This is a genomic window from Gammaproteobacteria bacterium, assembly GCA_041395725.1.
Lineage (GTDB): Bacteria > Pseudomonadota > Gammaproteobacteria > Pseudomonadales > Pseudohongiellaceae > NORP240.
In genome coordinates this window covers 1250098-1272265 of the sequence record JAWKZW010000001.1, presented here as the reverse complement: position 1 = coordinate 1272265, position 22168 = coordinate 1250098, and the positions used below count along the sequence as shown (strand labels likewise).

Genomic DNA, 22168 nt, shown 5'->3' with positions numbered 1-22168 from the left:
GCCGGACAGGCAGGGAAACTTTCCCAGTCGAAGCTGCCAGACTAGTCTGGCAGCTTCGACTGGGCCCGGAATTCCCTCGGCGTCTTCCGATGAATTTCCTTGAACGCCTTGTTGAAGGCGGACAGCGAGTTATAGCCGACTTCCATGGCGATATTGGCGATCGGCTCATCGGAATTCTTCAGCAGGCGGGCGGCTTCCCGGATCCGATAGTGATTAAGAAACTGATTGAAGTTGCGGAATCCCAGTGTCTGGTTGATCGTGGTTCGCAGTCGTTGCTCGGTTGCCGGCAGCTCGGAGGCCAGTCTGGCGATGGTGACGCCGCGCTCTCTATAGAGTTTGCGTTCATCCATGGCGGCGCTGATCTTCTTCATTAACTTCTGTTCCTGTTCCGGTGGCCGGGCCTCCCGGTGTTCGTGTGTGTGCTCCAGGTCAATCGGGGTGGGATTCTGCAGCAGGCGTTCCGCATCGGTATTGAAGCGGAACATCGCCAGGTTCAGGACCAGAGCCCAGAGGAACAGGCAACCGTAAATCACCAGAGTCACGGTCTGGACGAATAATAGACTGCCCTCAGGCGACAGAACCTGTTGTATCAAGGGGGACAGCGCGCTGAAGGTCAGGGTGAACAGCACCACGACCCCCATGCTGATTACAAACGGCAGTCTTAAGCGGCGCCGCTCTTCGAACAGGTCGGCCGGGCGCCCCTCGAACCCCAGATAAACCACATGGATGCTCATACCGAACATGACGAGCAGGGGCACCAGGTAACCCAGGTAGTAGCCTGGCTGGCCAGTCTGGTAACCAAGAAAAGTCAGCGTGGCATTGACTGTCCTGAGTGAAAAATAGGCAAGGATCAGCCCGATCCCGTAGGCAGGCACACGCAGCTCATCCTTGAAAAAGGCCAGGGCAAACAGCCACAGCATGGCCGGGGTCAGTATCGCCAGACTCCCAAGCACCAGGTCCACCAGCGGGCTGGCGGCGATTACTGGTATACCGCCGGCCAGAAAGCCGGCAAGGCACAGGGTGAAGCCTACCAGCAGCTTCGCCAGATGATTATGGCGGAAATTAAACACAATGAAACTGGCCAGGAAAACCAGCTGGGAGATAGCCAGGCCAGCCAGAAGAGAGTTTAGGTTTTCCATAGCATTTCCCTGGGAACGACGACAGGAGGACAGGATAATCGGACAGGAGTAGCGGCTCGACCTTCCTGCATGCCAACTTCACCGGGCCATGGCTTCTATCTGGCAGTGTTTAGGAGTATGTTATTGGTAACTGATTATTGAAATCAGGCTGATTTTGCCCCTTGGGAGCTGCAAAAAACAAGTTTTCCTGCTTAATACTGTTCGAGCCGGATTAAATTGCATTTGTCGAAGGTGCAGCTAACTCTTTGTTTTTGTATTGAAAAGAGAGGAATGAAGAAGCCTGGCGCAGAGACTGGGAAGATTTGATAAGAAATCACTCAGTTTTTGCAAGTTTTCAGGAAGAAATTTGTTGTTAGAATGGCTTTAATGCCGCTTGGAATTCTGGGTCTGGGTACAATTCCCCAGGCCAGGTTGCTGGGCCGGGACCGCGAGTAAGCCAAAGCCGGTTACAGCGGTTTGTCGAAGATAGATTGATGGATACGGATAGGATTGATCGATAGATTGATAGATTTATAGATAGATTTATAGATAGATTGATAGATAGGTAAATTGCCAGATTGGTTGAGAGATCGGTTGATAGAAAACCAACCGCACGTGCTAAGGTGATCTCGAGTCGGGCAATAGTGAGCTCCCAGGACCGGGAGAAGAGTTTGGACCCTGCAGAAAGAGGAGATTTTTGTGCAAATTTCATCGTTAGTTAGAAAAAGTTTACTGGTAGCGTTTTCCGGTGCCTTCCTGGCGCCCGCCGCCATGGCGCAGGACGTTACTTTCCACCGCGACATAGAGCCCATACTGCAGCGCAGCTGTCAGACCTGTCACCGCGAAGGTGGTGTGGCTCCCATGCCTCTGGTGACTTACGAGCAGGTGGCGCCCTTCGCCGGCCTGATTGAGTACAAGACTTCCCTGCGTGATCGCGCTGGCGCCATGCCACCGTGGTACGTAGAGAAAAATGTCGGTATTCAGGAGTTCAAAAGCGATCCCTCACTGAGTGACGAGGAACTGGCTGCCATCTCAACCTGGGCGCGCACTGGCGCTGCCAGGGGAGACGAAGCTGACGCCCCTGAGCCCCTGGTATTTGACGATTCTCTCAAGTGGAAACTGGGTGAGCCTGACCTGGTGGTCAGCACCGAGGATTTCTTCATGGAAGGTGGCCGTCCCGACTGGTGGGGCGAGCTGCAAAGTGTTCCTACCGGTATGACCGAAGACCGCTACGTGAAGTCTGTCGAAATCATCGAGGTCAACAACGTTGATGTCAGTGGCCAGAACGCAGCCAGCACGGTCGGCGGCCGGTACATTTTCCACCATATGATCTGGCGCACCGAGAAACTCGATGAAGACGGTCGCGTTATCCCCGGTGAATCAGTTTCCTGGCCGGTCCACGAAGTGGGTCGTAACGGCGACGTATTCGATCCTGATGCCGGTCCGATGCTGAAAGCCAATTCGGCGTTCTTCACCGATTCAGTGCACATGCACTCCAACGGCCTCGATACGACGGGCCACCTGGAAATCGGCTTCACCTTCCATCCCGAAGACTACGAGCCTAAGTACAAGAGCAACATCAGTATCCTGGGTAACGGCGTCGACATCAGTGTCGAAGGTGATGCCAAAGGACAGGAGTTGCACGCTTACCAGGTTCTGACCGAACACACCAAGGTCATCACCTTTGAGCCTCACCTGCATGCTCCCGGCGAGCGTATGTGTCTGCAGGCCATCTGGGGTTACTCCGTAGAGACTCTGTCCTGCGTTGGCTACGACCATAACTGGGTGCGCGGCTATCCTTTCGCTGACGACTACACGCCACTGCTGCCCAAAGGCACCATCCTGCACATAACCGGTTACTTCAACAATACCGAAGAAAACCCGAACGTGCCGGATCCGCGCAACTGGCAGGGTTCCGGTAACCGTTCCGTAACCAATATGTTCATCGACCTGGGTATCCGGGTGACCATGACTGACGAACAGTTCATGGAAGAGATGGAAAAGCGTCGGCAGGAACGGAACCTTGGTCCTAACGACCACGTGATCGGCTGCCCGCTGTGTCTAACTCCACTGGTTTGGCCTATAGAAGAGGGAACCAGTAGCGCCAGCGAAGAGCTGGAGGATGATGTAGCCGGACTCTGACCGGCCGCATGCTGGTCAGGTCTTGCCTCATTGACCTGGCAGACAGAAGCTGTAAAGCGGAGCCCGCAACGGGCTCCGCCTATTGTCGAAGTAAATCGAAGTAAATCAAATTAGATCAATACGTTCCTGATAAGGTCGAGAAGTTAGCTATGAACCTGATGCTCAATGACTTGTTTAAAACCTTCCTTGCGTTATGCACCGGCAGCCTGTTACTGATTTCTGGTGCGGCGGTCGCGCAGGGGGAGTTCGAATACGCTGAACAATCCTACCGCAGCGGTCAACACACCGAAGTGGCTTACGAGGGATGGCGTCCCAGCGATGATGGTACCATCACGATGACATTCGGTTACTTTAACCACAACTGGGAAGAGGAACTGGATATTCCAGTAGGGGAGAACAACTTTTTTTCACCGGGTGATGCAGACCGTGGTCAGCCAACCCATTTTCTGCCCCGCCGTAACCGTTTCACCTTCGATGTGGTCCTGCCGGAAGACTTTGGTGACGACGATGAACTGGTCTGGGAGGTCACCTCACCCAATGGGGTTACTCGCCGGGCGTATGGTACCCTCAGAGCAGATTACAAGATCGACAACATCATTATCATGTCGGAAACCGGAGCACTGGGTGCTGGTACCTCCGATGAAGAAACCCGGGCTAATATTCCTCCTCAGGTTGAGTTGATCGGAGACGAGTTTCGCACTACCCGGGTCGGAGAGCCGGTAACCATCCAGACCCGCGTTACTGACGACGGTATGCCTCTGCCATTCGACCCCATGCGACGCATTCGCTTACTTGGTGGTGCAGCGGCAGCTTTCGCAACGCCGGAAATCGTGCGCAATCGCATGATGATGATGCTTCCGCCGAAGCCGACAGTGGCCAAGAACAATGGTCTGTACCTGTCCTGGAATGTCTATCGGGCGCCTGAAACCGGGCAACCGGTTCAGGAACTGGTTCATTTCGATCCGCCCCAGGTTAAGCCCTGGGAGGATACCCGTCCTTCCGCCAACTCGCCGTGGTCCTGGTTGTGGATCCCACCCAAGCTTCCAGAAGACGGGGTTGTTGATGTAGCGGTTACATTTGATGAGCCGGGTACTTACCTGCTTTGGGGTCGGGCGGACGATGGCGGTCTGTATACTGACCGGTATGTAACAGTCACTGTGACGCCTTAAAAGGTTCACAGGTCCGATCCACACAAAACCAGGGGAAGAGCGTTCTTTCCCTGGTTTTTCATCTCTGCAACATAAGAAATCTGTTTTAGCGCTCCCGGGAGGCCACAGCTATCGACAACCCGGGTGCTGAAAATTCAGATTCAACTGGATTCAATTAAGGACAAGCGAGTGAAGATGATAAAGCTAACAGCGTTATCCGATTCGATCTTTCGGGCCAGCCCTTTCCTTCGAGAAATCCTGGCTATCCCCCTCCTTTTTCTCGTCCTGACGGCCAGTCCGCTGAGCATGGCGCAACACGAAATGCACGGTATGTCTTCGGCTGGCGACCTGGCTGTGACCACCATGCCAGGCGATAATGAAGTTCTTGCCGGCGCTCCGGACTCTCTCATGCTTGCTTTCGAGTCCGACATGCGGCTGGTAAAGCTGGTCATCAAGGAATCCGGTAAGGAAATTGTCGATATCGGTTTTCGCTACCGACCTGTTGCCGGTATGCACTTTATGCAAAACCTTCCAAAACTGAATGAGGCGGACTATTACGCTGTGGAGTGGGCGGTGCTGGACGGAGAAGGTAAACTTATCAAGGGCAGCTTTCATTTTTCCTTTGGCGCGAATGCCAGACCGCCCTCTTACTATCTGGAGCAGATGGAGCATCCCCAGCACATTATGGCGCCGGATTATCGATTGTTATAACAGGACTGGTGGATTCGGGTGGTCCGGGTGTCCCGGGTGGGTAGACGCCCGCATCACTGCGGTTAAAGCCACGCTTTATTCAAGCAACGAGTGCAGGATTTATGGTACTGGATAGAATTCAAAAACTGTCATTGGTTGGTCTGGTTGCAGTGCTTGCCGCGTGTGGGCCCGCCGGACAGGAGGGGGAAGGTGCTCAAGGCACAACGGTTGAACCGGTTTCCCTGGAAGGCAGCAACTGGCAACTGGTGCGTATGGTGGTGCCGGGCGGTTTCGTGTTTACGCCGGATGATCCGTCTGCCTATGTGCTGAATTTTCGCAGCGAAAACCGCCTGACAGGCAGTTCCGATTGCAACCGGATTACCGGGTCCTGGCAACAGGAGGGAATGGCTCTGAGCTTTGAACCTTTCTCCACGGGTCGATCACTGTGCCCGCCGCCCTCTCTGCACAACTACCTCAGTCTTTACCTGCGGGACGTGACCACCAGCAGTTTTCGGGACGAACACCTGTTTCTGACCACCACGACGGAAGGCGTCGAACTGGAATTTGAAGCACGCGAGTGATTAAGTAAGCCCGGGTGCTCCTGTGCCTGGGTGCCCGGGTTTAGGTGCCAGCGCATTTTGGTACTTAATCAAGGGATGCCTTCCCACTCACGCCGTTGCGCGCGGCCTCGGGCTGCTACTGGCGTATTCTGAACAGTCTTACCGCTACTGGCGTTTTATTGCCCGCTCTTACCGCATCTTTTATCATGGCATGCAGCTTGCAGCCGGGTCATCGAACGGTGGTTGCCCTACAACCCTGCAAACGTCAGGAAAAGCCCGGGAATAAATCCAGGAACAAGCACAAGAAAAGAAAAACAAGAACAAAAACAATAAGGATAAAAGATGGCATCAGAAGCACAGCGGCGCTACCAGCAGGCCTACTCCCGTTCCCTTTCCAATCCGGATGAATTCTGGGCCGCTGCTGCCAGCGAGTTAAGCTGGTATAAACCCTGGGACAAGGTGCTTGATACCAGCGAGCATCCCCATGGCCGCTGGTTTGTCGGAGGCGAAATCAACACCTGCTATAACGCCCTGGACCGCCACGTGGAAGCCGGTCGGGGTGAGCAGACCGCGTTGATCTACGACAGTCCGGTCACCGGTAACCGGGTCGAAAAATTCACTTATCGTGAGCTGCGGGACCTGGCGGCGCGCTTCGCCGGGGCCCTGGTCGAAAAAGGGGTGACGAAAGGTGACCGGGTGATCATCTACATGCCCATGATTCCGGAAACTGCCATTGCCATGCTGGCCTGTGCCCGTATCGGCGCTATTCACTCGGTGGTGTTCGGTGGTTTCGCCGCTAATGAACTGGCAGTACGAATTGACGATGCGCAACCGGATCTGATCGTTACCGCCTCCTGTGGCATCGAAGTAAACCGCGTGATTCCCTATCTGCCGCTGCTCGACGAAGCCATCGAAATCGCGGCGCACAAGCCGACCCAGGTGATCATCGTACAACGGGAGCAGCACCCTGTTGAGCTCAAGCCCGGCCGCGACAGCGACTGGCTGGAACTGGTGGCCGCCGCTTCTCCGGTTGACTGTGTCCCATTACTGGCTACAGATCCTCTCTACATTCTCTATACCTCCGGGACAACTGGCGTACCCAAAGGTGTGGTGCGGGACAACGGCGGTCACGCGGTGGCGCTTAACTGGAGTATGCAGGCTGTGTACGGCGTGGATACCGGGGACGTCTACTGGGCAGCATCCGATGTGGGCTGGGTGGTGGGCCATTCCTATATTGTTTACGGTCCGCTCCTCAGGGGTTGCACCACGATCAATGAACAGAAGATCGTCGCCGAGTTGAACGGTGCGCAAGGGGTTTCTGTGGATATCGGCGGCTACTACCGGCCGGATCCGAAAAAATGCGCGGCGGCCATGCGCCCCAGCGCAACCCTGAACGCGGTCCTGGCGAGCCTGTAGTGGATACCGGCAGTCAGTATCAGAGCAGCAGCCCTTTAGCAGGGAACTGACGGCCAACAGATAGTAGTGCCTGATAGCCTGGTAGCCTGGTAGAAAAAAGGCCGGACAGGCAGGGAAACTTTCCCAGTCGAAGCTGCCAGACTAGTCTGGCAGCTTCGACTGGGCCCGGAATTCCCTCGGCGTCTTCCGATGAATTTCCTTGAACGCCTTGTTGAAGGCGGACAGCGAGTTATAGCCGACTTCCATGGCGATATTGGCGATCGGCTCATCGGAATTCTTCAGCAGGCGGGCGGCTTCCCGGATCCGATAGTGATTAAGAAACTGATTGAAGTTGCGGAATCCCAGTGTCTGGTTGATCGTGGTTCGCAGTCGTTGCTCGGTTGCCGGCAGCTCGGAGGCCAGTCTGGCGATGGTGACGCCGCGCTCTCTATAGAGTTTGCGTTCATCCATGGCGGCGCTGATCTTCTTCATTAACTTCTGTTCCTGTTCCGGTGGCCGGGCCTCCCGGTGTTCGTGTGTGTGCTCCAGGTCAATCGGGGTGGGATTCTGCAGCAGGCGTTCCGCATCGGTATTGAAGCGGAACATCGCCAGGTTCAGGACCAGAGCCCAGAGGAACAGGCAACCGTAAATCACCAGAGTCACGGTCTGGACGAATAATAGACTGCCCTCAGGCGACAGAACCTGTTGTATCAAGGGGGACAGCGCGCTGAAGGTCAGGGTGAACAGCACCACGACCCCCATGCTGATTACAAACGGCAGTCTTAAGCGGCGCCGCTCTTCGAACAGGTCGGCCGGGCGCCCCTCGAACCCCAGATAAACCACATGGATGCTCATACCGAACATGACGAGCAGGGGCACCAGGTAACCCAGGTAGTAGCCTGGCTGGCCAGTCTGGTAACCAAGAAAAGTCAGCGTGGCATTGACTGTCCTGAGTGAAAAATAGGCAAGGATCAGCCCGATCCCGTAGGCAGGCACACGCAGCTCATCCTTGAAAAAGGCCAGGGCAAACAGCCACAGCATGGCCGGGGTCAGTATCGCCAGACTCCCAAGCACCAGGTCCACCAGCGGGCTGGCGGCGATTACTGGTATACCGCCGGCCAGAAAGCCGGCAAGGCACAGGGTGAAGCCTACCAGCAGCTTCGCCAGATGATTATGGCGGAAATTAAACACAATGAAACTGGCCAGGAAAACCAGCTGGGAGATAGCCAGGCCAGCCAGAAGAGAGTTTAGGTTTTCCATAGCATTTCCCTGGGAACGACGACAGGAGGACAGGATAATCGGACAGGAGTAGCGGCTCGACCTTCCTGCATGCCAACTTCACCGGGCCATGGCTTCTATCTGGCAGTGTTTAGGAGTATGTTATTGGTAACTGATTATTGAAATCAGGCTGATTTTGCCCCTTGGGAGCTGCAAAAAACAAGTTTTCCTGCTTAATACTGTTCGAGCCGGATTAAATTGCATTTGTCGAAGGTGCAGCTAACTCTTTGTTTTTGTATTGAAAAGAGAGGAATGAAGAAGCCTGGCGCAGAGACTGGGAAGATTTGATAAGAAATCACTCAGTTTTTGCAAGTTTTCAGGAAGAAATTTGTTGTTAGAATGGCTTTAATGCCGCTTGGAATTCTGGGTCTGGGTACAATTCCCCAGGCCAGGTTGCTGGGCCGGGACCGCGAGTAAGCCAAAGCCGGTTACAGCGGTTTGTCGAAGATAGATTGATGGATACGGATAGGATTGATCGATAGATTGATAGATTTATAGATAGATTTATAGATAGATTGATAGATAGGTAAATTGCCAGATTGGTTGAGAGATCGGTTGATAGAAAACCAACCGCACGTGCTAAGGTGATCTCGAGTCGGGCAATAGTGAGCTCCCAGGACCGGGAGAAGAGTTTGGACCCTGCAGAAAGAGGAGATTTTTGTGCAAATTTCATCGTTAGTTAGAAAAAGTTTACTGGTAGCGTTTTCCGGTGCCTTCCTGGCGCCCGCCGCCATGGCGCAGGACGTTACTTTCCACCGCGACATAGAGCCCATACTGCAGCGCAGCTGTCAGACCTGTCACCGCGAAGGTGGTGTGGCTCCCATGCCTCTGGTGACTTACGAGCAGGTGGCGCCCTTCGCCGGCCTGATTGAGTACAAGACTTCCCTGCGTGATCGCGCTGGCGCCATGCCACCGTGGTACGTAGAGAAAAATGTCGGTATTCAGGAGTTCAAAAGCGATCCCTCACTGAGTGACGAGGAACTGGCTGCCATCTCAACCTGGGCGCGCACTGGCGCTGCCAGGGGAGACGAAGCTGACGCCCCTGAGCCCCTGGTATTTGACGATTCTCTCAAGTGGAAACTGGGTGAGCCTGACCTGGTGGTCAGCACCGAGGATTTCTTCATGGAAGGTGGCCGTCCCGACTGGTGGGGCGAGCTGCAAAGTGTTCCTACCGGTATGACCGAAGACCGCTACGTGAAGTCTGTCGAAATCATCGAGGTCAACAACGTTGATGTCAGTGGCCAGAACGCAGCCAGCACGGTCGGCGGCCGGTACATTTTCCACCATATGATCTGGCGCACCGAGAAACTCGATGAAGACGGTCGCGTTATCCCCGGTGAATCAGTTTCCTGGCCGGTCCACGAAGTGGGTCGTAACGGCGACGTATTCGATCCTGATGCCGGTCCGATGCTGAAAGCCAATTCGGCGTTCTTCACCGATTCAGTGCACATGCACTCCAACGGCCTCGATACGACGGGCCACCTGGAAATCGGCTTCACCTTCCATCCCGAAGACTACGAGCCTAAGTACAAGAGCAACATCAGTATCCTGGGTAACGGCGTCGACATCAGTGTCGAAGGTGATGCCAAAGGACAGGAGTTGCACGCTTACCAGGTTCTGACCGAACACACCAAGGTCATCACCTTTGAGCCTCACCTGCATGCTCCCGGCGAGCGTATGTGTCTGCAGGCCATCTGGGGTTACTCCGTAGAGACTCTGTCCTGCGTTGGCTACGACCATAACTGGGTGCGCGGCTATCCTTTCGCTGACGACTACACGCCACTGCTGCCCAAAGGCACCATCCTGCACATAACCGGTTACTTCAACAATACCGAAGAAAACCCGAACGTGCCGGATCCGCGCAACTGGCAGGGTTCCGGTAACCGTTCCGTAACCAATATGTTCATCGACCTGGGTATCCGGGTGACCATGACTGACGAACAGTTCATGGAAGAGATGGAAAAGCGTCGGCAGGAACGGAACCTTGGTCCTAACGACCACGTGATCGGCTGCCCGCTGTGTCTAACTCCACTGGTTTGGCCTATAGAAGAGGGAACCAGTAGCGCCAGCGAAGAGCTGGAGGATGATGTAGCCGGACTCTGACCGGCCGCATGCTGGTCAGGTCTTGCCTCATTGACCTGGCAGACAGAAGCTGTAAAGCGGAGCCCGCAACGGGCTCCGCCTATTGTCGAAGTAAATCGAAGTAAATCAAATTAGATCAATACGTTCCTGATAAGGTCGAGAAGTTAGCTATGAACCTGATGCTCAATGACTTGTTTAAAACCTTCCTTGCGTTATGCACCGGCAGCCTGTTACTGATTTCTGGTGCGGCGGTCGCGCAGGGGGAGTTCGAATACGCTGAACAATCCTACCGCAGCGGTCAACACACCGAAGTGGCTTACGAGGGATGGCGTCCCAGCGATGATGGTACCATCACGATGACATTCGGTTACTTTAACCACAACTGGGAAGAGGAACTGGATATTCCAGTAGGGGAGAACAACTTTTTTTCACCGGGTGATGCAGACCGTGGTCAGCCAACCCATTTTCTGCCCCGCCGTAACCGTTTCACCTTCGATGTGGTCCTGCCGGAAGACTTTGGTGACGACGATGAACTGGTCTGGGAGGTCACCTCACCCAATGGGGTTACTCGCCGGGCGTATGGTACCCTCAGAGCAGATTACAAGATCGACAACATCATTATCATGTCGGAAACCGGAGCACTGGGTGCTGGTACCTCCGATGAAGAAACCCGGGCTAATATTCCTCCTCAGGTTGAGTTGATCGGAGACGAGTTTCGCACTACCCGGGTCGGAGAGCCGGTAACCATCCAGACCCGCGTTACTGACGACGGTATGCCTCTGCCATTCGACCCCATGCGACGCATTCGCTTACTTGGTGGTGCAGCGGCAGCTTTCGCAACGCCGGAAATCGTGCGCAATCGCATGATGATGATGCTTCCGCCGAAGCCGACAGTGGCCAAGAACAATGGTCTGTACCTGTCCTGGAATGTCTATCGGGCGCCTGAAACCGGGCAACCGGTTCAGGAACTGGTTCATTTCGATCCGCCCCAGGTTAAGCCCTGGGAGGATACCCGTCCTTCCGCCAACTCGCCGTGGTCCTGGTTGTGGATCCCACCCAAGCTTCCAGAAGACGGGGTTGTTGATGTAGCGGTTACATTTGATGAGCCGGGTACTTACCTGCTTTGGGGTCGGGCGGACGATGGCGGTCTGTATACTGACCGGTATGTAACAGTCACTGTGACGCCTTAAAAGGTTCACAGGTCCGATCCACACAAAACCAGGGGAAGAGCGTTCTTTCCCTGGTTTTTCATCTCTGCAACATAAGAAATCTGTTTTAGCGCTCCCGGGAGGCCACAGCTATCGACAACCCGGGTGCTGAAAATTCAGATTCAACTGGATTCAATTAAGGACAAGCGAGTGAAGATGATAAAGCTAACAGCGTTATCCGATTCGATCTTTCGGGCCAGCCCTTTCCTTCGAGAAATCCTGGCTATCCCCCTCCTTTTTCTCGTCCTGACGGCCAGTCCGCTGAGCATGGCGCAACACGAAATGCACGGTATGTCTTCGGCTGGCGACCTGGCTGTGACCACCATGCCAGGCGATAATGAAGTTCTTGCCGGCGCTCCGGACTCTCTCATGCTTGCTTTCGAGTCCGACATGCGGCTGGTAAAGCTGGTCATCAAGGAATCCGGTAAGGAAATTGTCGATATCGGTTTTCGCTACCGACCTGTTGCCGGTATGCACTTTATGCAAAACCTTCCAAAACTGAATGAGGCGGACTATTACGCTGTGGAGTGGGCGGTGCTGGACGGAGAAGGTAAACTTATCAAGGGCAGCTTTCATTTTTCCTTTGGCGCGAATGCCAGACCGCCCTCTTACTATCTGGAGCAGATGGAGCATCCCCAGCACATTATGGCGCCGGATTATCGATTGTTATAACAGGACTGGTGGATTCGGGTGGTCCGGGTGTCCCGGGTGGGTAGACGCCCGCATCACTGCGGTTAAAGCCACGCTTTATTCAAGCAACGAGTGCAGGATTTATGGTACTGGATAGAATTCAAAAACTGTCATTGGTTGGTCTGGTTGCAGTGCTTGCCGCGTGTGGGCCCGCCGGACAGGAGGGGGAAGGTGCTCAAGGCACAACGGTTGAACCGGTTTCCCTGGAAGGCAGCAACTGGCAACTGGTGCGTATGGTGGTGCCGGGCGGTTTCGTGTTTACGCCGGATGATCCGTCTGCCTATGTGCTGAATTTTCGCAGCGAAAACCGCCTGACAGGCAGTTCCGATTGCAACCGGATTACCGGGTCCTGGCAACAGGAGGGAATGGCTCTGAGCTTTGAACCTTTCTCCACGGGTCGATCACTGTGCCCGCCGCCCTCTCTGCACAACTACCTCAGTCTTTACCTGCGGGACGTGACCACCAGCAGTTTTCGGGACGAACACCTGTTTCTGACCACCACGACGGAAGGCGTCGAACTGGAATTTGAAGCACGCGAGTGATTAAGTAAGCCCGGGTGCTCCTGTGCCTGGGTGCCCGGGTTTAGGTGCCAGCGCATTTTGGTACTTAATCAAGGGATGCCTTCCCACTCACGCCGTTGCGCGCGGCCTCGGGCTGCTACTGGCGTATTCTGAACAGTCTTACCGCTACTGGCGTTTTATTGCCCGCTCTTACCGCATCTTTTATCATGGCATGCAGCTTGCAGCCGGGTCATCGAACGGTGGTTGCCCTACAACCCTGCAAACGTCAGGAAAAGCCCGGGAATAAATCCAGGAACAAGCACAAGAAAAGAAAAACAAGAACAAAAACAATAAGGATAAAAGATGGCATCAGAAGCACAGCGGCGCTACCAGCAGGCCTACTCCCGTTCCCTTTCCAATCCGGATGAATTCTGGGCCGCTGCTGCCAGCGAGTTAAGCTGGTATAAACCCTGGGACAAGGTGCTTGATACCAGCGAGCATCCCCATGGCCGCTGGTTTGTCGGAGGCGAAATCAACACCTGCTATAACGCCCTGGACCGCCACGTGGAAGCCGGTCGGGGTGAGCAGACCGCGTTGATCTACGACAGTCCGGTCACCGGTAACCGGGTCGAAAAATTCACTTATCGTGAGCTGCGGGACCTGTCGGCGCGCTTCGCCGGGGCGCTGGTCGAAAAAGGAGTGACGAAAGGTGACCGGGTGATCATCTACATGCCCATGATTCCGGAAACTGCCATTGCCATGCTGGCCTGCGCCCGGATCGGCGCTATTCACTCGGTGGTGTTCGGTGGTTTCGCCGCCAACGAACTGGCGGTGCGGATCGACGATGCGAAACCGGACCTGATCGTCACCGCGTCCTGTGGCATCGAAGTAAACCGTGTAATTCCTTACCTGCCGCTGCTAGACGAAGCCATCGAGATAGCGGCGCATAAGCCAACCCAGGTGATCATCGTACAACGGGAGCAGCACCCTGTTGAGCTCAAGCCCGGCCGCGACAGCGACTGGCTGGAACTGGTGGCCGCCGCTTCTCCGGTTGACTGTGTCCCATTACTGGCTACAGATCCTCTCTACATTCTCTATACCTCCGGGACAACTGGCGTACCCAAAGGTGTGGTGCGGGACAACGGCGGTCACGCGGTGGCGCTTAACTGGAGTATGCAGGCTGTGTACGGCGTGGATACCGGGGACGTCTACTGGGCAGCATCCGATGTGGGCTGGGTGGTGGGCCATTCCTATATTGTCTACGGCCCGCTCCTCAGGGGTTGCACCACGATCCTGTTCGAGGGCAAGCCGGTAGGCACTCCCGATGCAGGCGCATTCTGGCGGGTGATTGCCGACCATGGCGTCAAAGCGCTGTTCACCGCCCCAACCGCCTTCCGCGCGATCAAGAAAGAAGACCCTCAGGCAACCCTTCTGGCCAGCTACGACATGAGCCGTTTTGAAACCCTGTTTCTGGCCGGTGAGCGTACCGATCCCGACACCTTGATCTGGGCCCAGGACATACTCGGCGTGCCGGTCATCGACCACTGGTGGCAGACCGAGACCGGTTGGTCGATTGCCGCCAACCACCGGGGCCTGGGTCTATTACCGGTGAAACCTGGTTCGCCGACGATGCCTTCCCCTGGCTGGGATCTGCAGGCACTGGACGATCATGGTCAGACCCTGCCCCCGGGCAAGGTGGGGGCGCTGTGTGTCAGCTTACCCATGCCGCCGGGATCGCTGCTGACGTTGTGGAATGCCCGGCAGCGTTTTGAGGACAGTTATCTCAACGACTACCCGGGTTATTACAAGACCGCCGATGCCGGATTTCTCGATGAAGACGGTTACGTGTTCGTCATGAGTCGTACCGATGACATCATCAACGTGGCCGGCCACCGCTTATCGACCGGTGGCATGGAAGAAGTGCTGGCCAGCCATCCTGATGTAGCCGAGTGCGCGGTGATCGGCGTGGCCGATCAATTGAAAGGGCAGTTGCCGGTGGGCTTCCTGGTTCTCAAGGCCGGCGTGACGCGGGAGGCGGATGTTATCGTTGCCGAGGTGATTCAACTGATCAGGGAAAAAATCGGTCCGGTGGCTGCCTTCAAGCAGGCCGCGGTAGTGCAGCGCCTGCCCAAGACCCGCTCCGGCAAGATTCTGCGGGGCACCATGCAGAAAATTGCCGATAACCAGGACTATCGCATGCCGGCCACTATTGATGATCCCCGGATCCTGGATGAAATAACGATTGCCCTGCAGGAACTTGGGCTGGCCGGCGCGAGGCCGAGTCAGTGAACCGTTAATTAATCAGAGGCTCTCTAACTTCTGTTTCTCCGCTTAGCGGGCGGACACCCGGATGCCAAACTGGTCGATCTGAATGAGGGTGCTGTCCATGTCAGTCATGTCGTGGACAGCGGCGCCCTGGGCTTCGTGGTAACCAACCGCAAAAATTCTGACCGCGCTGGCTGACCGCTCGGGCAGGCTCAGAGTTGTCGAATCAAAGCCCTGTGGAATTGACGTGGTAATCACGTCCAGCTCCTGAGGGTCGTCCTTAAGCAGATCGTATTTCTGTGCATACCAGTCACCCTTGGTGGCCGGCAGACGCTCGGCTGTGGCCAGGTCATAGACGAACACGACATCGACTTCAGTAATCAGAATGGCATTGAAATCGAGCAGTGACTGAATCAGCACACTGCTCAGGCTGTTTTCCGCGGATGCTCCCGGCGCGTGCAAAGATGCCGCCGCCAGCAAAAACAGGGAGCTGACCCAGTATCGCCTTACTTTTTCTACGGACTTGATCATGGTTCCACCTGTTGCAGGATTGGTTAAACGATGTGCTGTGGAATTCTATCAAGACCGGGCGAAATGGTGAATGCAGCCCAGTTACCGGTTGTGACTAAATATGAATTTTTTCTTCCGCATGAGTCTTGTTCTAGTTCTTGTTGTGGTTCTTTTTTGAGGCCGCACCACCCCGGGGGCACCTGCCGTCGGAGCAACGCGCACCCCTCCGGGGTCCCCTCCCTCGGTCGTGAGCCCTGGAAAGCGGTCTCACTCGGTCAGTCGGTGCTGCGTTTTGATCGCTCCGCCGGCAGGTGCCCCCGGGGTGGTGCTCAGTGCGAGATTTCAAATTCGGCGTATTGAAGAAAGAGTGCAAGCGTTCTTTCTTTATCCAATGCTTATTCAGCGTATTGCAGTTGCCTGGGTCTTTTTCGGGGGACGCTGAATAACGAGTGCCACTAATGCCAGGGCGTGGTCGGCAGGGGCTTCGGTGGGCTGCAATCAAGGACCAGCGCTGAACGGCGAAAAATGACCGTCCTCCAGGGCATTTTTCAGAGTGAAGGAACCCGGGACGGGCGCGGTCCGCAGCCCACCGAAGCCCCTGCCGACCGCGCCGCTCGAAGCCACCCCTGCGTGCTCCCCAACCTGTGCTCAAATCCGCCAATCAACCCAGACCATGAACACATCTATCTCGTAAGACGTTCAAATTGAGACACCACACATTGGCGATGCAGGCAGAACCGGTGCGGGGTAATAAATCGAGCCGCTGAAGGCGATGGGGGTGTTAAGTCCAGATCGAAAGCCAGTGGATCCAAATCAGATCCACAGGGCCTTCGGTCCGTGCTTAGTTCGGCCCGCTAGCGGGCCAGGTAGGCCACCAGCAGTCTGATTTGCGCGTCGTCGAGTCGATCGGCGAAGGCGGGCATAACACCTTGTCGCCCCTTGTTCAGCGATTCCGTAATGGCTTCGATCGACCCGCCATACAGCCACGTGCTGTCGGTCAGATTCGGTGCTCCCAGCATCGGGTTGCCGGTACCGTCCGGACCGTGGCAGGCTACGCAGAAGGCACTGTACTGCGTCTCTCCGGGGTGTTCGTCATTGCCACCCGCGGCCAGTGTCTGCACATAGGAGGCGACCTGGGCTACGCCCTCGTCGCCAAGGGAAGCCTGCCAGGGAGGCATCATGGCGTTCCGGCCGGCACGGATAGACTGCTCGATCTGCTCGGGGGATCCACCCCATTGCCAGTCGATATCCATCAGGTTGGGGAACAGTGAGGCCTGACCCCTGCCATCAACGCCGTGACAGGCCGCGCAGTTGCGGCTGAAAAGTTTCGCGGCGGTATCCATCAGTGCTGTGTCATTCTGCAGCTCGGGTAAGGTGCTGGCCGCTATCGCTTCCCGTTGCGGGCGGTACTCCTGCCCATAGTCGGCCAGGCTTTCCGTCAGGCGGCTGCCCTGTGACCAGTTAAGGGCTCCCTTGAAGGCGCCCATGCCAGGAAACAGCATCAGGTAGACAACGGAAAATATCATCGCACTGAAGATCATCCAGAACCACCAAAGAGGTGGAGCATGGCTGCCTTCCTTGAGATTTTCATCCCAGGTAGGCTCGGCCTCTTCCTGCTCATGAATCTCCGGTCTGCCCCGTGGGAAATAGATCGAGATTACCAGCCAGGCCAGGCCCAGCAGTGACACGGTGGTGATCACTGCAATCCAGCCACTCCAGAAAGTATTGGGTAAATCAGCCATGGCTCAGTGTATCCTCCAGCTCGTCCTGCAGGGGTATCGATGCGGTGTAGTCGATGCGCTCTTCGGATTCGTAAAATGCAACCCAGACTACGAGAGCAATCATGAACAACATGACCAGCATATCGCCGATAAAAATAAAAGCAGTCATTCGGCACTTCCTCCTTCGCCGGTAGCCGGCTCAACGAAGCCGATACCCAGCATCTGCAGGTATTCGATCACAGCGTCGATTTCTTTCAGGCCCTCCAGCCGGGCAGGCGCATTCTCGATTTCTTCATCCGTATAGGGGTGTCCCAGTGATCTCAACCCGCGCATTTTTGCCTGGATATCGTGGTTAGCCAGATCATTTTTCGCCAGCCAGGGATAGCCGGGCATGATCGATGCAGGTATCACACTGCGAGGATCGATCAGATGTACGCGATGCCAGTCGTCCGAGTACTTGCCGCCGATCCGGTGCAAATCCGGACCGGTTCGCTTGGAGCCCCACATGAACGGCCGGTCATAAACGAATTCACCGGCCCGGGAATAAGGCCCGTAGCGCTCCACTTCCGCAACCAGCGGGCGAATCTGCTGGGAGTGGCAGGTGGAGCAGCCTTCACGCATGTAAATATCCCGACCAGCGAGCTCAATCGCCGAGTAGGGCCTGGTGTTTTCCGCCGCCGAACGTAACGATTCCTGGTAGAGGCTGGGCAGCACCTGCACCAGTCCGCCGATGGCGGAGACAAACAGTATACCGAAGATCAGCAGGGCGCTGTTTTCCTCAAGTTTCTTATGCAGTGACAGACCGTTCATGAGACAACTCCAAAAGCAGGATCAACAAGCGGAGGTTCAACCTGGACAGTCTTGCGACTCCTGGTGGTCATGTAAAAGTTATAGGCCATCAGTCCGGTGCCGGTGAGAAAAATCAGCCCGGCCAGCAGACGCATGCCGTAATAAGGAGCCATACTGCTCATGATGTCGCGGAAGCCAAAGGCCAGCTCACCAGTCTCATCCAGGCTCAGCCACAGCAAGCCCTGAGACACCCCCGCCGCCCACATGGAGATGATATAGAGCATGGTGCCGGCCAGTGCCAGCCAGAAATGAATATTGGCCAGCCGCGTGCTGTAAAGTTCACTGCCCACCAGCCTGGGCATCAGATAGTAGAAGGTGCCGTAGGTGATCATGGCATTCCAGCCGAGTGCGCCGGAGTGCACATGGCCTATGGTCCAGTCGGTAAAGTGACTGACCACGTTGACGCTGCGAATCGACATCATCGGACCCTCGAAAGTAGCCAGTCCATAGAACGCCAGTGACAGCACGATGAATTTCAGCGCCGGGTCGGTCTTCAGTTTTTCCCAGGCCGTACTGACGGTCATGATGCCGTTGATCATCGTCGCCCAGGACGGTGCCAGCAGGATCAGACTCATGACCATGGCCAGAGACTGCACCCATTCCGGTACGGAGTTGTAGTGCAGGTGATGAGGTCCGGCCCAGATGTAACTGTAGGTGAACGCCCAGAAAGCCACCACCGACAGCTTGTAGCTCCAGATCGGCCGGCCGGCATGTTTGGGGAGAAAGTAATAGAGCATACCCAGAAAGCCGCCAGTCAGCAGGAAGCCAACCGCGTTATGGCCGTACCACCACTGCACGATGGCATCCTGGGCGCCTGCGTACAGGGAGTAGGATTTAGTCCAGGTGACCGGCAGAGCCAGGCTGTTGACGATGTGCAGCATGGCAATAACAATGATCAGGGCCCCGTAAAACCAGTTGGAAATGTAAATAGGGCGAATCTTGCGGGTGGCGATGGTGCCAAAGAAGATAACGCCGAAACTCACCCACAGCAGGGCAATGGCAATGTCAAAGGGCCATTCCAGTTCAGCATACTCCTTGGTGGTGTTGAAACCGGCCAGCAGCGAAAGACCGCCGGTTAGCACCAGCAGTTGCCAGGCATAACACAGAAACCATGCCAGTCGCGGTGCGAACAGCGGCACGTGCGAAGTCCGCTGTACACTGTAAAAGGCAGTGGCCATCAGCGCGGAGACGCCGAAGCCGAAGATAATGCCGTTGGTGTGCAGGGGTCTGAGTCTGCCGAAGGACAGCCAGGGCATGCCGAAGTCGATAGTCGGCCAGATCAGTTCAGCGGCTACATAGACCCCCACTGCCATGCCGAGCACGGCCCAGGCTACCGAGAAATGGACCAGTCGTTTAACAACTTCATCGTGATAATACTGGGGTTGCGTCGTCATTTCGCTACTCATTTCGTTACTGTTTACTTCGGAGTCGATTTCTTAAACACCCAGGGCAGGGCCGAATCCCGCGGCCCAGAGTCCCATGGTGATCCCCAGCAGACTGACCGCCGCCACCAGCAACCAGCCCACCAGCGACGAGGCCATCAACATGCCGCGCTCCGGGGGTGTCTGCAGGGCGACCGGTATGCCCGTATAAAGCAGGTACATGCTCCAGATCATGATCGGGATCATGACTATCACGTTGAAGAATACATTGGGGAACAGGTGTGCGACGCTGGCGATGGCCAGCGGCTGCCCGACTATCGTAATCAATGCCGCATGCCGGCCAAAGCTGGAACTGGCGCCGTAGGTGGCTGCCATCCAGCGGCTGATCATGGTGGTAGTGTAGAAGCCGAATAACAGCGTGAAGAAGTAGGCTACGCTGATCAGGGTGAGTGTGGAGGGAGCCAGCATCAAGGGTTCGGCGGCACCCAGGCGCCAGCCGAAATTGTAGGCGCCGATCCAGGAAAACACCGGTGGCATCAGCAGCAGCCAGATCGAATAGCGCCTGAAAACGTCCCAGGCGGACGGTTCGGTTTCGGCCAGCACCTCGAAGGTGATCTTCGGCTCGTAAAGTGTCCGGAACAGCACGTAGCGGGAAATTGTTTGATCCATCAGCCTGTCAAACTCCTGGGTTAGGGAAGACATGTCATGACGACTGGCAGGGAGCCATCATGCAGCGCGATTATAGGCAGCCTGAGCGATAGCTTCTTGATCAAGCTCAAGTCCGGTACCGGTGTTGTGTTGCCCGGCCCGTTGCCATAGCGCTCCAGTGACAAGCCGGAGTCGGAGCGATCCGCAGGCATTGGCCCTTAGCTCGCAAATCTGCTCCAACTGCGCTCCGGCTTGATTCTCTCGGCCACACTCGGTTGTGACGACTAGCCGGTGACCGATTCCAGGGACTTAGGCGCTACCATCCACTCGTGTCCCTTGAGCATGCCGTGCCAGTAAACGTCCGGCAGAATGCGTGCTTTCAGTATCCATGCCGCACGGGTCGGCTCGGTCCCTTTCAGAACCCAATCGGGGAAGGTCGGCAGCAGCTTGCCGCCATAGCCGAATTCCGCCAGTACGATTTTGCCCCGCTCCACGGTCAGCGGGCAGGAGCCATAGCCGTCATAGCCACAGGTCGGTTTGTTGCCGGCCATCACCTCGGTGATGTTCTGGGCAACCACCGGCACCTGCATGCGCACTGCGGCCATGGTTTTGGCGTTGGGCGTATTCATTACATCACCCAGTCCCCAGATATTCCCGTAACTCTTGTGGCGCAGGGTATGCTGGTCCACATCCAGCCAGCCGGCACTGTCTGCCAGGGTACTGGTGCTGACGAAATCCGGCGCACACTGGGGCGGGCAGACGTGAATCATGTCGAATTCCGTCTCGGTGATCTGCTCTTCGCCTTCGGCGCTGACGTGCTTGAACCAGGCTCGTCTGCCCGGGCCGTCGACCTTGACCAGATTGCGGCTGAAATGCACCCTGGCATTGTACTTGTCGATGTAGGACTGCAGTGCTGGCACGTAGTCGGGTACCCCGAACAGCACGCCGCCGGCATTGTAAAAATCTATCTCTATGGCATTCAGTACGCCGGCTTTCAGCCAGTGGTCGGCGGACAGATACAGGGCCTTCTGGGGCGCACCGGCACACTTGATCGGCATGGGTGGCTGGGTAAACACCGCCTTGCCTTTCTTCAATCCCTTGACCAGCTCCCAGGTATAAGGTGCCAGATCGTAGCGGTAATTGGAGGTAACGCCATTTTTGCCCAGCGTCTCTTTCAGGCCTTCCACGGCCTCCCAGTTAAGCTTCAGCCCGGGTGTCACGATCAGCTGTGAGTAACCGATACGCTGGCCGTCATCCAGTTCCACTTCATTCTGTTCGGGTGCAAAACTGACCGCGGCTTTATTGATCCAGGTCGCCTTGGCGGGCATCAGGTTACGGGTCTGACGACGGGTTTCCGGGGCTCTGAAAACGCCTCCGCCCACCATAGTCCAGCCTGGCTGGTAATAGTGTTCAGTCGCCGGATCGATAACGGCGATACGCAGGCCCTTGTTACGTTTAAGCAGGCTGCTGGTGACGGAAATACCACCGGCACCGGCTCCGACGACGACGATGTCGAACTGGTCACTGCTGTTACTGTTGGCTGGCATAGCAAATTCCTCTCAGAGATTGGGTCAGGGCTGGACGTGATGGCTGACATCGACGCCCGCCTGGCCCGCGCGATATTTTATTTCCTCGGGATCCATTCCCTGCCGGGCCCGGGCCCGGGCCCACAGCTTGCTGGAGCGGGCGCCGGAGCGGCAGTAAGCATGAACCTTCCTGCCGGATTGCAGTAATTCCAGGAACGACTGCACGTGATGCTCTTCGATGGCGTCACCGGAGAAAGGAATGTGTTGAATCTCCATGTCCAGGTTCTGGCAGGCGTGGGCGATGGCGTCGAACGGCGGCTGATCGGCCACTTCCCCGTCGGGTCTGTTGCAGACCAGGATCTCGACTCCTTCCCGGGCCAGCTCCGCGACCTCTGCCGCGGTGATCTGGTCGGATACTGATACCTGGTTGTCCAACTGGGAAAGTTTCATGGCCCG

Annotated in this window: 19 protein-coding genes and 2 pseudogenes; 11 read left to right on the top strand and 10 right to left on the bottom strand. The window is 56.0% G+C overall.

The features are described 5' to 3' along the window. Nucleotides 1-41: 41 nt before the first annotated feature. Complete coding sequence (locus R3F50_05655) at nucleotides 42-1139, bottom strand: helix-turn-helix transcriptional regulator (protein MEZ5489785.1); 1098 nt, start codon at nucleotides 1137-1139, stop codon at nucleotides 42-44. 678 nt (nucleotides 1140-1817) lie between these two features. Here R3F50_05655 and R3F50_05650 point away from each other — a divergent pair. The 6 genes and pseudogenes from R3F50_05650 (at nucleotide 1818) to R3F50_05625 (ending at nucleotide 7074) form a co-directional block, all read left to right on the top strand. Next, complete coding sequence (locus R3F50_05650; protein ID MEZ5489784.1) at nucleotides 1818-3260, top strand: cytochrome c; 1443 nt, start codon at nucleotides 1818-1820, stop codon at nucleotides 3258-3260. Nucleotides 3261-3409: 149 nt separating this feature from the next. Beyond that, nucleotides 3410-4429: a hypothetical protein gene (locus R3F50_05645; protein MEZ5489783.1), complete on the top strand. Its 1020-nt coding sequence runs from the start codon at nucleotides 3410-3412 to the stop codon at nucleotides 4427-4429. 174 nt (nucleotides 4430-4603) lie between these two features. Further along, complete coding sequence (locus R3F50_05640; GenBank protein ID MEZ5489782.1) at nucleotides 4604-5119, top strand: copper resistance protein CopC; 516 nt, start codon at nucleotides 4604-4606, stop codon at nucleotides 5117-5119. A 101-nt stretch (nucleotides 5120-5220) separates the two neighbouring features. Beyond that, nucleotides 5221-5679, top strand: coding sequence for an META domain-containing protein (locus R3F50_05635; protein MEZ5489781.1), 459 nt, complete (start codon nucleotides 5221-5223; stop codon nucleotides 5677-5679). Nucleotides 5680-6000: 321 nt separating this feature from the next. Next, a pseudogene (locus R3F50_05630) lies at nucleotides 6001-6930 on the top strand (AMP-binding protein). Continuing rightward, entirely contained in the window at nucleotides 6928-7074 is a 147-nt protein-coding gene (locus tag R3F50_05625; protein ID MEZ5489780.1) for an NADP-dependent isocitrate dehydrogenase, read from the top strand. Before R3F50_05630 ends, R3F50_05625 begins: the two are co-directional and overlap by 3 nt. A 141-nt stretch (nucleotides 7075-7215) precedes the next feature. Here the strand turns inward: R3F50_05625 and R3F50_05620 are convergent, their stop codons facing one another. Beyond that, on the bottom strand, nucleotides 7216-8313 hold the full coding sequence (locus tag R3F50_05620) for a helix-turn-helix transcriptional regulator (GenBank protein MEZ5489779.1): 1098 nt from the start codon (nucleotides 8311-8313) through the stop codon (nucleotides 7216-7218). A 678-nt stretch (nucleotides 8314-8991) separates the two neighbouring features. Between R3F50_05620 and R3F50_05615 the strand changes: the two genes are divergently transcribed. The 5 genes from R3F50_05615 (at nucleotide 8992) to R3F50_05595 (ending at nucleotide 15100) form a co-directional block, all read left to right on the top strand. Next, the gene (locus tag R3F50_05615; protein ID MEZ5489778.1) at nucleotides 8992-10434 is read left to right on the top strand and encodes a cytochrome c; all 1443 of its coding nucleotides are present in this window, start codon (nucleotides 8992-8994) and stop codon (nucleotides 10432-10434) included. Nucleotides 10435-10583: 149 nt separating this feature from the next. Beyond that, nucleotides 10584-11603, top strand: a complete 1020-nt coding sequence (locus R3F50_05610; protein ID MEZ5489777.1) for a hypothetical protein — start codon at nucleotides 10584-10586, stop codon at nucleotides 11601-11603. A 174-nt stretch (nucleotides 11604-11777) separates the two neighbouring features. Further along, complete coding sequence (locus tag R3F50_05605) at nucleotides 11778-12293, top strand: copper resistance protein CopC (protein MEZ5489776.1); 516 nt, start codon at nucleotides 11778-11780, stop codon at nucleotides 12291-12293. Between the two features lie 101 nt (nucleotides 12294-12394). Next, a complete protein-coding gene (locus R3F50_05600) occupies nucleotides 12395-12853 on the top strand; it encodes an META domain-containing protein (GenBank protein ID MEZ5489775.1) in 459 nt (152 codons plus the stop codon). Between the two features lie 321 nt (nucleotides 12854-13174). Then, a complete protein-coding gene (locus R3F50_05595) occupies nucleotides 13175-15100 on the top strand; it encodes a propionyl-CoA synthetase (GenBank protein ID MEZ5489774.1) in 1926 nt (641 codons plus the stop codon). A 42-nt stretch (nucleotides 15101-15142) separates the two neighbouring features. Here R3F50_05595 and R3F50_05590 read toward each other — a convergent pair whose 3' ends face one another. From R3F50_05590 to R3F50_05555, 8 genes and pseudogenes are all read right to left on the bottom strand, one after another. Then, entirely contained in the window at nucleotides 15143-15607 is a 465-nt protein-coding gene (locus tag R3F50_05590; GenBank protein MEZ5489773.1) for a hypothetical protein, read from the bottom strand. Nucleotides 15608-16440: 833 nt separating this feature from the next. Next, the gene (gene ccoP, locus R3F50_05585; GenBank protein MEZ5489772.1) at nucleotides 16441-17328 is read right to left on the bottom strand and encodes a cytochrome-c oxidase, cbb3-type subunit III; all 888 of its coding nucleotides are present in this window, start codon (nucleotides 17326-17328) and stop codon (nucleotides 16441-16443) included. Further along, on the bottom strand, nucleotides 17321-17476 hold the full coding sequence (locus R3F50_05580; GenBank protein ID MEZ5489771.1) for a hypothetical protein: 156 nt from the start codon (nucleotides 17474-17476) through the stop codon (nucleotides 17321-17323). Before R3F50_05580 ends, ccoP begins: the two co-directional genes overlap by 8 nt. Next, nucleotides 17473-18117 carry a cytochrome-c oxidase, cbb3-type subunit II gene (gene ccoO / locus R3F50_05575; protein MEZ5489770.1) on the bottom strand — a complete coding sequence of 215 codons (645 nt, stop codon included), beginning with the start codon at nucleotides 18115-18117 and terminating at the stop codon, nucleotides 17473-17475. The genes R3F50_05580 and ccoO overlap by 4 nt, the downstream gene beginning before the upstream one ends. Beyond that, nucleotides 18114-19550 carry a cytochrome-c oxidase, cbb3-type subunit I gene (gene ccoN, locus R3F50_05570; protein MEZ5489769.1) on the bottom strand — a complete coding sequence of 479 codons (1437 nt, stop codon included), beginning with the start codon at nucleotides 19548-19550 and terminating at the stop codon, nucleotides 18114-18116. Before ccoN ends, ccoO begins: the two co-directional genes overlap by 4 nt. A gap of 42 nt (nucleotides 19551-19592) precedes the next feature. Beyond that, nucleotides 19593-20207 carry a Yip1 family protein gene (locus R3F50_05565; GenBank protein MEZ5489768.1) on the bottom strand — a complete coding sequence of 205 codons (615 nt, stop codon included), beginning with the start codon at nucleotides 20205-20207 and terminating at the stop codon, nucleotides 19593-19595. A gap of 20 nt (nucleotides 20208-20227) precedes the next feature. Beyond that, nucleotides 20228-20398, bottom strand: a complete 171-nt coding sequence (locus R3F50_05560) for a hypothetical protein (GenBank protein MEZ5489767.1) — start codon at nucleotides 20396-20398, stop codon at nucleotides 20228-20230. 72 nt (nucleotides 20399-20470) lie between these two features. Further along, nucleotides 20471-22162, bottom strand: a pseudogene (locus tag R3F50_05555) (TIGR01244 family sulfur transferase). Between the last annotated feature and the right edge of the window lie 6 nt (nucleotides 22163-22168).

Coding starts and splice junctions, on each gene's coding strand:
- R3F50_05595 (MEZ5489774.1), top strand. CDS start 13,175: ATGGCATCAGAAGCACAGCGGCGCTACCAGCAGGCCTACTCCCGTTCC.
- ccoN (MEZ5489769.1), bottom strand. CDS start 19,550: ATGACGACGCAACCCCAGTATTATCACGATGAAGTTGTTAAACGACTG.
- R3F50_05590 (MEZ5489773.1), bottom strand. CDS start 15,607: ATGATCAAGTCCGTAGAAAAAGTAAGGCGATACTGGGTCAGCTCCCTG.
- R3F50_05605 (MEZ5489776.1), top strand. CDS start 11,778: ATGATAAAGCTAACAGCGTTATCCGATTCGATCTTTCGGGCCAGCCCT.
- R3F50_05620 (MEZ5489779.1), bottom strand. CDS start 8,313: ATGGAAAACCTAAACTCTCTTCTGGCTGGCCTGGCTATCTCCCAGCTG.
- R3F50_05655 (MEZ5489785.1), bottom strand. CDS start 1,139: ATGGAAAACCTAAACTCTCTTCTGGCTGGCCTGGCTATCTCCCAGCTG.
- ccoP (MEZ5489772.1), bottom strand. CDS start 17,328: ATGGCTGATTTACCCAATACTTTCTGGAGTGGCTGGATTGCAGTGATC.
- R3F50_05640 (MEZ5489782.1), top strand. CDS start 4,604: ATGATAAAGCTAACAGCGTTATCCGATTCGATCTTTCGGGCCAGCCCT.
- R3F50_05635 (MEZ5489781.1), top strand. CDS start 5,221: ATGGTACTGGATAGAATTCAAAAACTGTCATTGGTTGGTCTGGTTGCA.
- R3F50_05580 (MEZ5489771.1), bottom strand. CDS start 17,476: ATGACTGCTTTTATTTTTATCGGCGATATGCTGGTCATGTTGTTCATG.
- R3F50_05560 (MEZ5489767.1), bottom strand. CDS start 20,398: ATGCCTGCGGATCGCTCCGACTCCGGCTTGTCACTGGAGCGCTATGGC.
- R3F50_05610 (MEZ5489777.1), top strand. CDS start 10,584: ATGAACCTGATGCTCAATGACTTGTTTAAAACCTTCCTTGCGTTATGC.
- R3F50_05600 (MEZ5489775.1), top strand. CDS start 12,395: ATGGTACTGGATAGAATTCAAAAACTGTCATTGGTTGGTCTGGTTGCA.
- R3F50_05565 (MEZ5489768.1), bottom strand. CDS start 20,207: ATGGATCAAACAATTTCCCGCTACGTGCTGTTCCGGACACTTTACGAG.
- R3F50_05645 (MEZ5489783.1), top strand. CDS start 3,410: ATGAACCTGATGCTCAATGACTTGTTTAAAACCTTCCTTGCGTTATGC.
- ccoO (MEZ5489770.1), bottom strand. CDS start 18,117: ATGAACGGTCTGTCACTGCATAAGAAACTTGAGGAAAACAGCGCCCTG.